The sequence below is a fragment of the Protofrankia sp. CiP1_Cm_nod3 genome (genome assembly GCF_982290655.1).
Genome location: NZ_CEVIVD010000070.1, coordinates 11,621 through 25,362, shown reverse-complemented (window position 1 = coordinate 25,362; position 13,742 = coordinate 11,621). Strand labels below are relative to the sequence as shown.

The following is a 13,742-nucleotide window of genomic DNA, read 5'->3' as shown; positions in this document are numbered from 1 at the left end:
TGGCCTCACCGGCCTCACCGGCGGCCCCCGCCCGGACAGGCTCCTCGGTGACGCCCGGGGCCGCCGGTGAGGCCGGTGAGGCCACGACCGTCGGTGAGGCCAGGGCCGGGGCCGTCGGTGACGCCGAGCCGCCGGCCGCCGCGGCCTCGCTCTACCAGTCCGTGCCGTTCCGGCAGGACACCTCGGTCCTGATGGTCGGGGAACGCACCAACACCAACGGGTCCAGGGCGTTTCGCGACGCGCTGATCGACGGCCGCTGGGACGACGTCGTCGAGATCGCCCGGACCGCCACCCGCGAGGGCGCCCACATGATCGACGTGTGTGTGGACTACGTCGGCCGGGACGGCACCGTCGACATGCGCGAGGTCGCCAGCCGCTACGCCACCGCGTCCACCCTGCCGGTCATGCTCGACTCCACCGAACCGCCGGTCATCGAGGCCGGCCTGGAGTGCCTCGGCGGACGCTCGGTGGTCAACTCGGTCAACTTCGAGGACGGCGACGGGCCGGACTCCCGGATCGCCCGGGTGATGCCGGCCGTCGTCGAGCACGGCGCCGCCGTCGTGGTGATGTGCATCGACGAGGAGGGCCAGGCCCGCACCGCCGAGCGCAAGGTACAGATCGCCGAACGGACGATCGACTATCTCGTCGGCCGGTGGGGGATGCGCACGGCCGACATCTTCGTCGACACGCTCACCTTCACCCTCGGCACCGGCCAGGAGGAGTCCCGCGGCGACGGGGCGGCCACCATCGAGGCCATCCGCGAGCTCAAACGCCGGCGTCCCGACGTCCAGACCATCCTCGGGCTGTCCAACATCTCCTTCGGGCTCAAGCCCGCCGCCCGGGTGGTGCTCAACTCGGTGTTCCTGGCCGAGTGCGTCGCCGCCGGGCTGGACGCGGCCATCGTCCACGCGTCCAGGATCCTGCCGACCGCGCGTATCCCGGACGAGCAGCGCGAGGTCGCCCTCGACCTCGTCCATGACCGCCGCCGCGAAGGCTACGACCCGCTGACCCGCTTCCTGGAGCTGTTCGAGGGTGTGGACGGCAGCGCCGGCGGGCCGACCCGGGCGCAGGAGCTGGCCGCCCTGCCGCTGGACGAACGCCTCAAACGGCGGATCATCGACGGGGAGCGCACCGGCCTGGAGGCCGACCTCGACGAGGCGATGCGCTCCCGCGACCCGCTGGCGATCATCAACGACACCCTGCTGGACGGCATGAAGGTCGTCGGCGACCTGTTCGGCTCCGGGCAGATGCAGCTGCCGTTCGTGCTGCAGTCCGCCGAGGTCATGAAGGCCGCCGTCGCCTATCTCGAGCCGCACATGGAGCGCACCGACGCCCGCGGCAAGGGCACCCTGGTGCTCGCCACGGTCAAGGGCGACGTCCACGACATCGGCAAGAACCTCGTCGACATCATCCTGTCCAACAACGGCTACACCGTCGTCAACCTCGGGATCAAACAGCCGATCGGCACGATCCTGGCCGCGGCGTCCGAGCACGACGCCGACGCGATCGGCATGTCCGGGCTGCTGGTGAAGTCGACCGTGGTCATGAAGGAGAACCTCGCGGAGATGAACACCCGCGGGGTGGCCGCCACCTGGCCGGTGCTGCTCGGCGGCGCCGCGCTCACCCGCGCCTACGTCGAGGGCGACCTCGCCGAGCTCTACCAGGGCGACGTCCGCTACGCCCGGGACGCCTTCGAGGGGCTCGCGCTGATGGACGCGGTCATGGCCGCCAAGCGCGGGCAGGCCCCGCCGCTGGCCGACGACCCGCGCACCGCGCAGCGCCGCGCCCGCCGGGAGCGCACCGAGCGGATCAGGGCCGCGCGGGCCGTCGCCCGGGCCGAGGAGCGCGCCGGGCAGCTCCCCACCGAGACGCCGCCGCGCTCGGACGTGGCCACCGACAACCCGGTGCCCACCCCGCCGTTCTGGGGGGACCGGATCGTCAAGGGCGTCCCGCTGGCCGACTACGCGTCCTTCCTGGACGAACGGGCGACCTTCCTCGGCCAGTGGGGGCTGCGCGGTGCCCGCGGCGGCGAGGGGCCGTCCTACGAGGAGCTGGTGGAGACGGAGGGACGGCCACGGCTGCGGATGTGGCTCGACCGCATCGCCTCCGAGCGGATGCTGGAGGCGGCCGTCGTCTACGGCTACTTCCCCTGCGTGAGCAAGGGTGAGGATCTGATCGTCCTGTCCGGGGACGGCGCGGAGCGGGCCCGGTTCACCTTCCCGCGTCAGCGCCGGGACCGCCGGCTGTGCCTGGCCGACTTCTACCGGTCGCAGGAGTCCGGCCAGGTCGACGTCGTCCCGTTCATGATCGTCACGATGGGCCGGCGGATCAGCGAGGTCACCGCCGAGCTGTTCGCTGCCAACTCCTACCGGGAGTACCTGGAGCTGCACGGACTGTCCGTGCAGCTCACCGAGGCACTCACCGAGTACTGGCACAAGCGGATCCGCGCCGAACTGCTGCTGCCGGACGGCACCCCCACCGGCGCAGCCGACGCCGACGAACTGGCCGCCGTCTTCCGCCAGGGCTACCGCGGCTCCCGCTACTCCTTCGGCTACCCCGCCTGCCCCGACCTTGAGCAGCAGGTCGGGGCGTTCGAGCTGCTGACACCGGGCCGCATCGGCGTGGAGCTCTCCGAAGAATTCCAGCTCGTCCCCGAACAGTCCACCTCGGCCATCATCGCCCACCACCCCGAAGCCAGGTACTTCGCCACCTGATCCCGGCCGTGCCGGGCCTTACCTACCCGATGCGGGACGTCCACGTACGCCGGGCAGCGACGTAGACGGCGTCGCCGCGGAACGTACGGTGTGCGTCGGTCAGGCCGAGCTTGGCGGCAACCCGGATCGACGCGGCGTTGTCCGGGCGGATCCGGGAGATGACCTCGTCGGCCCCTACCTGGGTGAAGGCGAACTCGAGTGCCGCCACTCCGGCTTCGGTCGCCAGCCCCTGCCCCCACCGGTCCCGGCGGATCGTCCAGGCCGCTTCGATGCCGGGCCAGCCCTCCGGCCGGTACAGCCCCGCGCGGCCGACGAACTCGCCGCTCGAGCGGTCTTCCGCGGCCCACATGCCGAACCCGCACAGATGCCAGTGGCCGGTCAGAGCCGCTTCCATGTCCCAGACGGCTTCCCGGTCGCGGGGGCTGCCGGTGTAGCGGGACATGTCCGGATGTGCCGCCATCGCGGTGTACGGGCCGACGTCTTCCGGTTGCCAGCAGCGCAGGATCAGCCCGGTCGGTGATGACTGTGGGAATGGTGACGGTCGTCGGCTGGCCGAAGTGCAGGGTCATGCGCCAGCGGTCAGCATCAGCCGCGGCGTCGGCCGCGAGCCGTTCCCGGAAGTCCGCCACCGGGGGCAGCCCGCGGTGGTCGGCGAACAGGCCGGAGAGGTCCTGGGCCCGCTGCACGACCGTACGGGTCGGGAACGCGCAACGACGTCCAGCGCGTACAGCTTGCCCGGCGCTGGTGCTCCGGGCACAGCATCGACGGTGCCCCGGCGCTCGCCCACGCGGTCCGTGTCGCGGTCGTCCTCGGCCGGCATCATCCGGCTGCCCCGCCCGCGCTGCCGGCCGCGGTCCTCCTGCACGACGCCCCCGCACTGGCCCCACCCGACCAGCTCGACCCGCTGGTGACGTCCCTGCTCGGCGCGGACACCCTCCGGATCATCCGCGTACTGGAAACCGAACATCACGCCATGACCGCCCCGACCATCGACAGCGAACAGACGCGTGACCGTGTCCGCGGGCTCGCCGCCGCCGACATGCCGGCGCTGCTGGCCACCGCCGACCAGGCATGCCAGAACCGGGCTCCCTCCCTCGGCCCGATTTGCCGCGGATCCGGACCGTTCCCATCCACGTGCTGACCGTGAAGGCAAGGCATTCGAGCTCGGGTCACGCCAAGCTGCCAGAGGGCTGGTCAGTCAGGAGAAGACGGCGAAGGAGCTCAGCCAAGGCCGAGTGATGACTACCGTATATGGCATGTCGATGACGCGTACGACCGTGTACCTGTCGCTGGACGACAAGCAGCGGCTGTCGGCTGCTGCGCGCCGGCAACGTCGCAGCGAGGCGGACCTGATCCGGGATGCCGCCGCAAGTTCAGCGCCTTCCGCCTGCTGCCGGCGGACAGGTAACGGTCACCGTCAACCTGGCTCGAGGAGGTCGCTGGCGGTTTGGCGCGACCTGCGGCCAGGGCGGGACCCAGGGGGTGGCTGTTGTCAGTGGACCTCGGGGGTGGCGGTCCGGGCCAGCTGGGACCATGTTCGTCCCAGCCTGCGACAGATCCGGGCGTTCCCACGCAGTACCGAAAGGATCAGTCATAAACGGTCGTCCACAGGGAGCTGGAGAGGTCCGCGAGGTGGGCCGGGGCTGGGATGATCCCTGTCACGTGTGCTGGTGTCGGTGCTGCCGGGACTGGTTGGCTGACAGGGATCCGGCCGTTGTCAGGGAGCCGGCCCGCCCCGAGGAGAGCAGGCCCTGGTGAATCCCCTGGACGTCGTAACTGCCGTGGCCGCCGTGGATCCTGGGGGTGCGGCCGGGTCTGGTGCGCACCGGCCGGTGACGTTCAGCAGCCGGTGCGCCCTGTGAACGCGGCGCGTCCCGTGCACACGGCCCGGTTCGATGCCCACGGCCTCGGTGATGGAGCGTTGTCGCTGAGCCCCGTAGGTGACGGGGCACGGGGGCACGACGGTGTCACCGCCGTTCTGTTCGACATGGACGGGCTGCTCGTCGACACCGAGCCGTTGTGGACGGTGGCCGAGCACGAGCTGGCGGCCAGCCTGGGCGCCCGCTTCACCCCCGAGATCAAGGCCGCGATGATCGGTCACGGCGTGGACACCGCCCTGCCGCTGATGCTGTCGATGCTCGGGGTGCCCGACGCCGACCCGCACGCCGCCGCCCGCTTCCTGATCGAACGGACCGCCGAGCTCTTCGGCGAGCCCGAGCGGATCGTCCCCATGCCCGGCGCCGTGGCGCTGCTGGACGCGCTGGCCGCCGCCGGGATCGCGACCGCGCTGGTGTCGTCGTCGTTCCGGATCCTGATGGATCCCGTGCTGGCCGCGATCGGCGCCGACCGGTTCGCGGTGACGGTCGCCGGGGACGAGGTGAGCCGGCGCAAGCCGCATCCGGAGCCGTACCTGACGGCGGCGCGGCTGCTCGGAGTCGACCCGACGCGCTGCGTGGTCCTGGAGGACAGCGAGGCCGGTGCCCGCGCCGGCCTCGACGCCGGCTGCCCGACGATCATCGTCCCGTCGCTACCCTCCGCGACGGCTTCGACGGCCCATCCGCTGGCCGCCGAGCTGACCGTCCGCCCGAGCCTGCACGAGGTCACCCTCGACCTGCTCGACCTCCTGGCCACCCAGCCAGCGAATGCCGCCCGCCCGTAACCACCCCGCCCCGGCCGGCTGACCACCGCCGCCTTCGCGCAGCCGTCCGATCCGAGCCCTGGTCGAGCCGGGCCGACGCCTTCACGGCTCGCCCCGGCGATCGCGGATCCGCCGAAGGATCCGCCATCGCCGCTCTCCCGCACCGAATCGGGGTGGGACGCAGATTTCGGCAGGATTGAACGCTAAGGATTGATCTTGGGTTTGTCCGTGCCGTCGGGGTGGATGGTGATGGTCCAGTCGCGGCTTCGGCGGATGCGTCGGAGGTCGGTGGCCAGGGCGGTGATGCGGTCGGTGGCGTCGTTGCCGGCGATGCCGAGGGTGAGGCCGTCGGGTTCGGGCTGGTAGGTCTGGGGTTGGCCGGCGGCGGCGCGGCGGTGGGCGACGAGGATCCGGGCGCGGAGTCGGGTCTGGGTGCGTGGGTCGCCGGTAAGGCCGCGGACGGTGAGGTAGCGGTAGGTGGGCCTGGGGGCGGTGGGGTCGGGTCGGCGCAGGTGCGCGAGGACGTCGCGGATCTGTTCGACGTCGGTGGCGCTGGCCGGGCGGCGGGTGCGTCCGCTGGCCCTGGGGATCCGGGTCGTCGGGGGTGCGGGCGAGTCGACGTGGTCGTTGTCCTTCACCGGATGACACCCCCATTGCACGCGAACTGTGCGCGTGTGTGGTCTGTCCGCGTTGTCGGTAACCGATTCGAACCGTGTTGTTACTGAGATGGTGTCAGATCGCTATGTTCGGCGGCTATGGCGATCGAGTACCTCTCGGAGGAGCAGGTCCGCCGGTATGGGGGGTTCGCACGGGATCCCTCGCCGGGGGAGTTGGAGCAGTTCGGGCGGATGGACAACGCGACGCTGGCGCTGGTGGCGTCGAAGCGGCGGGAGGCCAACCGGCTGGGCTGGTCGGTGCAGTGGGCGACGGTGCGGATGGTGGGCACGTTCCTGACCGACCCGGGTGAGGTGCCCGCGGTGGTCGCGGCGTTCATGGCCGAACAGGTCGGGGTGGCGGACCCGGGTTGCCTGAAGGGCTACCCGGACCGGTTGCCGACCCAGCATGAGCACGCCCGGGAGATCCGGGACCTGCTGAGCTACCGGCCGTTCAGCGTGGCGGAAGAGCAGCTGCGGGCGTTTGTGGCCTCGCGGGTGTGGACGTCGACGCCGTCGCGGCGCGAGCTGTTCGATCGGGCGGTGCTGTGGCTGCTGGGTGAGCGGGTGCTGCTGCCCGGGATCACGGTGCTGGCCCGGGCAGTCGCCGATGTGCGTGCCGTCGAGCAGGACCGGATCCACCTGGTGCTGCGGGAGGCGACGCCGGTGGAGATGCGCCGGGAGCTCGTCGGGCTGCTGCGGGTACCCGACGGCAAATACGTCTCGACGTTGGAGGAGATGCGCACGACAGTGACCGCGGTGTCCGGGCGGGGCATGGTCGGGGCGTTGGACCGGGTGTCGTCGGTGTGGGCGGTGGGGACCGGCGGGGTGGAGGTGGCGGCGGTGCCGCCGGTGAAACTCGCCGAGCTCGCCGCCTACGGGATGGCCACGAAGGCCACGACGATCCGGGGCCTGCAGGATGATCGGAAGGTCGCGACCGTGCTGGCCACGGTGCGCCATCTGGAAGCCGTCTCGGTCGACGACGCGCTGCTGCTGTTCGACATCCTGATGGCGACGAAGCTGCTGGCCCGCGCCGAACGGGTCAGCGACACCAAGCGACTCAAGACCCTGCCCCGCTTCCGTAAGGCCGCCGCGCGGGTCGCGGCCGCGGTCACCGTGCTCCTCGACGTGCCACCGGCAGGGCACGGGCAGGTGATGACCCTGGCGGATATGTGGGCCGCGATCGAGCAGGTCGTGCCGCGGGAGAACCGGCATGCACGCGGCCCGCGACGCCGTGGCCGCACTGCTGCCCCGCGTCGACTTCGCCGAGCTGCTGCTGGAGGTCTTCGAACGCACCGGCCTGCCCGACGCGTTCACCCACATCTCCGGGTCCGATGCCCGCCCCGCCGACTTCGATCTCAGCCTCGCCGGTGTCCTGGTCGCCGAGTCGACGAACATCGGCCTGGTCCCGGTGACGAACCCGGCGGTGCGGGCGCTGACCCGCGGCCGGCTGCTCGGTACCGACCAGGCGTACTTCCGCGCCGAGTGCATGGCCGTCGGCTCCGCCCGCCTCGTCGGCGCCCAGGACCAGGTCGACATCACCGCCGACTGGGGCGGCGGTCTGGTCGCCGGCGCCGACGGGATGCGCTTCGTCGTCCCGGTCCGCTCGATCGCAGCCCGGCCCAGCGCGAAGTACTTCGCGGGCTCGAAACGCCGCGCCGGCGCGACGTGGCTCAACGTCGTCTCGGACAAGGTGATGGGCCTGGGTGGTCTGATCGTGCCCGGCACCCCACGCGACAGCCTGCACATCCTCGACGCCCTGCACAACCTCGACGTCGACGAACCCCCCGAGATCATCACGACGGACACCGGATCGTATTCGGATCTTGTCTTCGGTCTGTTCGCGATCTGCGGCTACCAGTTCTCCCCGCGGATCGCCGACATCGGCGACATCGGCGACACCCGACTGTGGCGCACCCGCCCCGACGCCGACTACGGGCCACTGAACAGCGTCTCCGGGCACGTCGTGAACCTCGCCCAGATCGTCGAGCACTGGCAGGACATGCTCCGCGTCACCGGCTCCCTGATCACCGGAGAGGTCCGCGCCCACGACGTGATCCGGATGCTCACCCGGGACGGCAACCCGACTGGGCTCGGCCACGCCTTCGTCGCCTACGGCCGGCTGTTCAAGACCCTCCACGTCCTGCAAACCCTGCACGACGAGTCCTACCGGCGGATGATCGGCGCCCAGCAGAACATCACCGAGGCCCGGCACAACCTCGCCCGGCGGATCTTCTTCGGGAACCGCGGCGAGCTTCGCCAGCGCTACCAGACCGGCATGGAAGACCAGGTCGGCGCACTCGGACTCGCCCTGAACTGCGTGGTCCTGTGGAACACCTGGTACATCGACGCCGCCGTCAAAGCCCTCCACGCCGACGGGATGGAGCTGTCCGCCGAGATCCGGTCCCGGCTCAGCCCCCTGGTCTTCGAACACATCAACTTCCACGGGTCGTACCCGTTCGTCCGGCCAGGGTTGGCCGGAGACCTACGTCCCCTGCGTGACCCCGTCGAGGAGGAGCCGGGATAAGCCGCGTCTTCATCGACGTCACCCCGCGATCTCCTGTCGGCGCTGGCGGTAGGCGCGGACTTTGGCCCGATTGCCGCACTCCGCCATCTGGCACCAGGAACCGGAGCGGTTACGGGAGTGGTCGTAGAACGCCCATTGACACTGGGGGTTGGGACAGATCTTCAGCCGGGCCCAAGTTTCGTCGGCGTGGGCGGCGACGCTGAGCGCCAGGATCTGGCCCAGCACCCGATCGATGCCACTCGCCTCCGACAGAAGCTGCGGCGCGCCGTCCCGACCGAAACGCAACACGACACTGCTGCGCTGGACGGTTCGTTGCAGGATCTCGGGCACATCCTGGTCGAGGTCGCCCCCGCCCCCGTTCACGGCAGCCAGCCTGCGTAGCGCTTCTCGTAGGTCGACGGCACGGCGGCGGTCGTCGTCGTCCGGCGGGGCCTCGTCCCCGCGGACGAACGGGGTCGACTGTATCCAGTCACGCAGCCCGGCGGCGGTGAGCAGGCGGTCAACGCCCGTCTCGAGATCGTAGGTGTTGATGAAATCTCGGACCAGCTCCAACTCGCCCGGCGCGTCATGGCGCTTGCCTGTCATCGACATCCTCCGTTGCCAAGATCGATTGATGGGGTAGCTAAAGATCATGTTCGATGGCGCGGACCGCGTGCGCGACAAGTGCCACGCGGGGGCATCGCGCAGTCTTCCGATCGACTGCCAGGTGGTGCGCCGTCGGGGAACGTCCGCGCCTCGCCAGGGGCGGTTGGACCCGTCCAGTGGGACGCGCGAAGCTCGGAGCGATAACCACTCCATGTAATCATTCATGTCGTATAAGTAAAATTTTTACCCTAGATCTTCCAATGGTGTAACAAAAAGAAGTCAAATATGTGTTTTATGTCTCATTCAGATTCGCTCCGCTTAGGATTGGCTACTACGCATGACACCGGCTAACCTTTTCACAGGTTACATCATCCTTGCTGGGGAGAGGGAACCGGACATGAGCGAAGATCGCGCTGGTTCGCCGGTCATGGTGAGCGGCCAAGCGGGAGGCGAAGAGCCCGTCGTGTTCCGCGGATGCTCCGAGTACGGCCCCGCGCAGATACACGCGGGTATCGGCGATCACGGCTACGGCGGTGCCTCGACTGGCATGAGGTTCGCCTGTTCCTCCGAGGGATCGCATCCCGCGGCGGGAGGACTCGTCGCCTTCTGCGAGCAGGTCGGCTGCGGTCATATGGAGCCCACGGCCGACCTGGGCGACCGGGAGTGCCGCTACTGCGGCACGGTGATGTCGGTGACTAGCCGGGTGGACCCGACGCGTTCGGTCACGCCCTCGCTTCGAGGGGAGCAGGGCGCATGAGCATCCTGGCTGCCGAGCCTGTCCACGCAGCCAATCGGGTACGGCCCCAGATCGCCTCCGGCCGAGGCATCTACCTGTACGACGAGGAGGGCCGGCGCTACCTCGACGGTTGTTCGGGCGCCGTCGTGGCGAACATCGGCCACGGCGTCACCGAGGTCAATGCGGCTATCGCCGCGCAGGCCGAGCAGATCGCGTTCGTGTACCGCACACAGTTCGACAACGCCCCGGCTGTTCGACTGCAGCGGCGGCTGGCCTCTCTCACCCCGGGTGATCTCGATGCGGTCACGCTGGTCAACAGCGGTTCCGAAGCGAACGAGGCGGCTATCCGGCTCGCCGTCCAGTACTGGCGGGCCGTGGGGCAACCGGGCAAGACGAGGATTCTGGCTCGCCGGACGAGCTATCACGGTATGACGATGGGTGCGCTGTCGCTGTCCGGGCATCCGCACCGCCGTGAGGGCCTCGAATCACTCCTGATCGACGTGCCGCGAGTGGTCTCACCGTATGCGTGTCCGCCCGGGCAGGGCCGCGAGTGGGCAGCCGACTGGGATCGCATGATCCGTGAGGTCGGCGCCGACCAGGTGGCCGCGGTGATCGTGGAGCCTGTGGTGGGCGCCGCCGGCGGCGCAATTCCGTCTCCGCCCGGCTACCTGCTCGAGCTGCGCACGATCTGCGACCGCCACGGGGTGCTTCTTATCGCCGACGAGGTCATGACGGGCCTTGGTCGGACCGGCGTCTGGTTCGCCTCCGCGGTCGACGGTGTCGTCCCCGACATCGTCACCGTCGGCAAGGGCATGAGTGCCGGTTACGCACCGATGGCAGCGATGATCACCCGTGTCGGGCTCGACCGGACGGTACGCGCCACAGGTACGGACCGGGTGTTCGGCCACACCTACAGTGGCAATCCCCTGGGCGCCGCCGCCTGTCTTGCGGTGCTCGACTACCTCGAAGACCATGATCTTCTGCTGCGTGCCCGGGAGGCCGGCAGCATTCTGCGCGAGGGGCTGCTGAGCCTCGCGCAGCGCCACCCCGCCATCAGCGACGTGCGCGGGCAGGGCCTCCTGCTCGGCATGGAACTCGCCGGCGTCGATGTCGGACCCCATGCCGCGCAGCGCCTCACCGACCTCGCATTCGACTGCGGCCTGCTGCTCTATCCAGCAGGCACCGACGAATCCCCCGACGCCGTGATCATCGCACCGCCACTAGTCATCGAGGACGGGCAGCTTGACGAGCTGTTGGGCCTCTTGGACGAGTCACTCACGCTCCTCGAGCAGTAGGTCCCCGCCCCATCCCATCCCACCCCGCAATGGAGGAAGACGATGGACCTGCAGTGGAACGACGAACAGCAGGAACTCCGTGACGGTTTCGCCGAGTTCGGCCGAAGGGAGGTCGCGGCCCGGGCGGACGCATGCTATCGGTCCGCGCGTTTCGACCAGGAATCATGGCAGGCGCTGGCCGACACCGGATTCTGGCGGCTACCCGTCCCCGTCGAGTTCGGAGGTGCCGGCCGTAGCTGGTGGGAGTTCGCCGCAGCGCTGGAGGGGCTCAGCTCCACCAGCACCGACCTGGGATTCCTGCTGTCGATCGTCGCGCACAGCGGCATCATTCGCGGCCTGGTCGACTTTGGCAGCGAGGCCCAACGGGAACGTTGGCTGGAGCGGTTGATGTCCGGCGCGGTCGGGGCGACCGCGATGACCGAGGACACCGGTGGCTCGGATGTTGCCCGGGTCGCGACCAAGGCCACCGCCGTCGACGGCGGCTACTTTCTCACCGGCGCGAAGCGACACATCACCAACGCCCCCGTTGCCGATATCGCGCTTGTCCTGGCCCGTATTCCCGAACTAGGCGCCAGCGACATCACCGTCTTCATCGTCGAACGAGGCCAGCCCGGCCTGAACGCCGGTGAACCGGAGGTGATGTTCGGCAACCCGACGAGTCCGACCGGACCGTTGGACTTCCACGAGGTCTTCATCGACACCAATGGTGTGATGGGAACTCCCGGCGACGGCCTGCAGACCATCTACCGGGTAATCGCGATGGATCGTCTGCTGTACGGCATCATTGCCGCCGCCTTCATCGAGCCGATCTTGGCCGAAACGCTGCTGTACGCCCGCAACCGCGACGCGTTCAAGGCACCGATCGCCGACCACCAGTATATCCAGGGCCGGCTGACCGACTTGCGGATCACCAGCGACACCGTCCGCGCCGTCTCCTACACCGCCCTCGACCAGCTCCTGTCCGGCCATCCCGCCGCGTCCGCCACCTGCTCGGTCGCGAAGATGCTCGCCTGCGAGGGGCTGTGCCAGGCGACACAGCACGCCATGGCGATCTTCGGGCATCGCGGCTACATGCTCGGTCCGATCACCCGTGCCGCCGCCGACGCACTCGGAACCCGCATCGCGGGCGGTACCAGCGAGATGCAGCGCAAGAACATCTTCAACCAGCTCCTGCGCCTGCACGACGCGAAGGAGGTCTCGCCGTGGCTCACCTCGGACCTCAGCCTGGCATGACCGCACAGCTGATCCATACGGTCGCCGAGATCGACTGCGCCGATCGTTGGGCCAACGAACTCCCCGTGCTCGCCACCCCGGTCCTGCTCTGGCTCGCCGAACTCGCGTGCATGGACGCGACCGCGACCGCGGTCGACGGCAGCCAGATGACCCTGGGGCTGAGCCACTCCAGCACCCACCTCGCCCCCACCCTGCTCGGCGACACCATCGTCATCAACGCCACGCTGACGAAGGTGGAAGGCGGAACCCTCGAGTTCACCGTGCACGCCGACGACTCGAACGACCGCATCTTGAGCGGCATCCACCAGCGCGCCGTCGTCGACCGCTCGCGCTTTCTGCGCCGACTCGAAAGCAAACGGGCCACGCCCTCTCGCCAGGCCGTGGCGATCGCCGCTGACCATCCGGTTCCCACCGACCCCCGATCCGGAGGGCAACGATGACCACGATGACCACCGCGCCCGGTGACCGCAGCATCGGTGTGCTTGGCACCGGCTCCTACCTGCCCGAGGCGGCACGCGACAACGACGAGATCGCACGCCGCTACGGCGTCGACAACAACTGGATCATCCGCAAGACCGGTATCGCCGAACGCCGTATCGCCGCGCCCACCGAGGCCACATCGGACCTGGCCACCGCGGCCGGCCAGCGGGCCCTGGAAGCCGCCGGTGTCGACGCGGCCGACCTCGACCTGGTGGTCGTCGCCACCTCCTCGCCCGATCAGCCACAGCCCGCGACCGCCTGCATCGTGCAGGCCAATCTCGGAGCGTCGCACGCCGCAGCCTTTGACATGAACGCCGTCTGCACCGGTTTCGTCTACGCCACCGCGGCCGTGGCCGCGATGATGCGCGGTACTCCCGGCATGCACCGAGCGCTGGTCATCGGCGCGGACACCTACTCCCGCATCCTGAACGATCAAGACAGGTCCACCAGCGTACTGTTCGGTGACGGTGCTGGCGCGGTGGTCCTCGGCCCGGTACCCAGCGGCTATGGCGTCCTCGCCAGCGATCTGAACGCCGACGGACGGCTCGCCGATCTCGTCACCGTCCCGGCGGGTGGCAGCCGCCAGCCTGTCTCACCCGAAGCTTTGGCGTCACGCAAGCACCTGTTCCACATGAACGGTCGCGAGGTGCGGCAGTTCGTCTGGCAGGTGGTCCCGGCGGCCGTCCTGGCGATACTCGCTGCCACCGACACCACCGTCGCCGACCTCGATCTCGTCGTACCCCACCAGGCCAACGGTGTCCTGGTCCGTGACTGCCTCGCCAGTCTCGACTTCGACGAGGACCGGGTGCACTACACCGTCGATCGCTACGGCAACACCGGCGCCGCATCCGTCGCCGTCACCCTTGACGATGCCGTCCGCG

General features: G+C 69.6%; 11 protein-coding genes and 1 pseudogene. 8 read left to right on the top strand and 4 right to left on the bottom strand.

The window, feature by feature from the left end; genetic code table 11:
• Positions 1 to 2,714, top strand: a 2,714-nt coding sequence (locus AC5LUJ_RS14600) for a methionine synthase (RefSeq protein WP_493465104.1), incomplete at its 5' end; no start/stop codon positions are given.
• Positions 2,715 to 2,736: 22 nt separating this feature from the next.
• Here the strand turns inward: AC5LUJ_RS14600 and AC5LUJ_RS14595 are convergent.
• Positions 2,737 to 3,174 (bottom strand): GNAT family N-acetyltransferase, encoded by a 438-nt coding sequence (locus AC5LUJ_RS14595; RefSeq protein ID WP_445548373.1) that lies wholly within the window; start codon positions 3,172 to 3,174, stop codon positions 2,737 to 2,739.
• 1,198 nt (positions 3,175 to 4,372) lie between these two features.
• Positions 4,373 to 4,540: a hypothetical protein gene (locus AC5LUJ_RS14590; RefSeq protein ID WP_250291249.1), complete on the bottom strand. Its 168-nt coding sequence runs from the start codon at positions 4,538 to 4,540 to the stop codon at positions 4,373 to 4,375.
• Positions 4,541 to 4,641: 101 nt separating this feature from the next.
• Between AC5LUJ_RS14590 and AC5LUJ_RS14585 the strand changes: the two genes are divergently transcribed.
• Positions 4,642 to 5,373: an HAD family hydrolase gene (locus tag AC5LUJ_RS14585; RefSeq protein ID WP_445548374.1), complete on the top strand. Its 732-nt coding sequence runs from the start codon at positions 4,642 to 4,644 to the stop codon at positions 5,371 to 5,373.
• 182 nt (positions 5,374 to 5,555) lie between these two features.
• Here AC5LUJ_RS14585 and AC5LUJ_RS14580 read toward each other — a convergent pair whose 3' ends face one another.
• Positions 5,556 to 5,990, bottom strand: coding sequence for a hypothetical protein (locus AC5LUJ_RS14580; RefSeq protein ID WP_250282026.1), 435 nt, complete (start codon positions 5,988 to 5,990; stop codon positions 5,556 to 5,558).
• A 117-nt stretch (positions 5,991 to 6,107) separates the two neighbouring features.
• Between AC5LUJ_RS14580 and AC5LUJ_RS14575 the strand changes: the two are divergent.
• Together AC5LUJ_RS14575 and AC5LUJ_RS14570 are read left to right on the top strand one after the other, a co-directional pair.
• A pseudogene (locus AC5LUJ_RS14575) lies at positions 6,108 to 6,557 on the top strand (DUF4158 domain-containing protein); the annotation flags it as partial.
• 661 nt (positions 6,558 to 7,218) lie between these two features.
• Complete coding sequence (locus tag AC5LUJ_RS14570) at positions 7,219 to 8,532, top strand: transposase (protein ID WP_250282027.1); 1,314 nt, start codon at positions 7,219 to 7,221, stop codon at positions 8,530 to 8,532.
• A gap of 18 nt (positions 8,533 to 8,550) precedes the next feature.
• Here the strand turns inward: AC5LUJ_RS14570 and AC5LUJ_RS14565 are convergent, their stop codons facing one another.
• Positions 8,551 to 9,117 carry a CGNR zinc finger domain-containing protein gene (locus AC5LUJ_RS14565; RefSeq protein ID WP_250282029.1) on the bottom strand — a complete coding sequence of 189 codons (567 nt, stop codon included), beginning with the start codon at positions 9,115 to 9,117 and terminating at the stop codon, positions 8,551 to 8,553.
• Positions 9,118 to 9,870: 753 nt separating this feature from the next.
• Between AC5LUJ_RS14565 and AC5LUJ_RS14560 the strand changes: the two genes are divergently transcribed.
• The 4 genes from AC5LUJ_RS14560 to AC5LUJ_RS14545 all read left to right on the top strand — a co-directional run.
• Positions 9,871 to 11,148 carry an aminotransferase class III-fold pyridoxal phosphate-dependent enzyme gene (locus AC5LUJ_RS14560; protein ID WP_250282032.1) on the top strand — a complete coding sequence of 426 codons (1,278 nt, stop codon included), beginning with the start codon at positions 9,871 to 9,873 and terminating at the stop codon, positions 11,146 to 11,148.
• Between the two features lie 42 nt (positions 11,149 to 11,190).
• Positions 11,191 to 12,381, top strand: coding sequence for an acyl-CoA dehydrogenase family protein (locus AC5LUJ_RS14555; RefSeq protein ID WP_250282033.1), 1,191 nt, complete (start codon positions 11,191 to 11,193; stop codon positions 12,379 to 12,381).
• Complete coding sequence (locus AC5LUJ_RS14550) at positions 12,378 to 12,821, top strand: thioesterase family protein (RefSeq protein ID WP_493465103.1); 444 nt, start codon at positions 12,378 to 12,380, stop codon at positions 12,819 to 12,821. Before AC5LUJ_RS14555 ends, AC5LUJ_RS14550 begins: the two co-directional genes overlap by 4 nt.
• A partial coding sequence (locus AC5LUJ_RS14545; RefSeq protein ID WP_493465102.1) for a 3-oxoacyl-ACP synthase III family protein occupies positions 12,818 to 13,742 on the top strand: 925 nt, incomplete at its 3' end. The genes AC5LUJ_RS14550 and AC5LUJ_RS14545, both read left to right, overlap by 4 nt.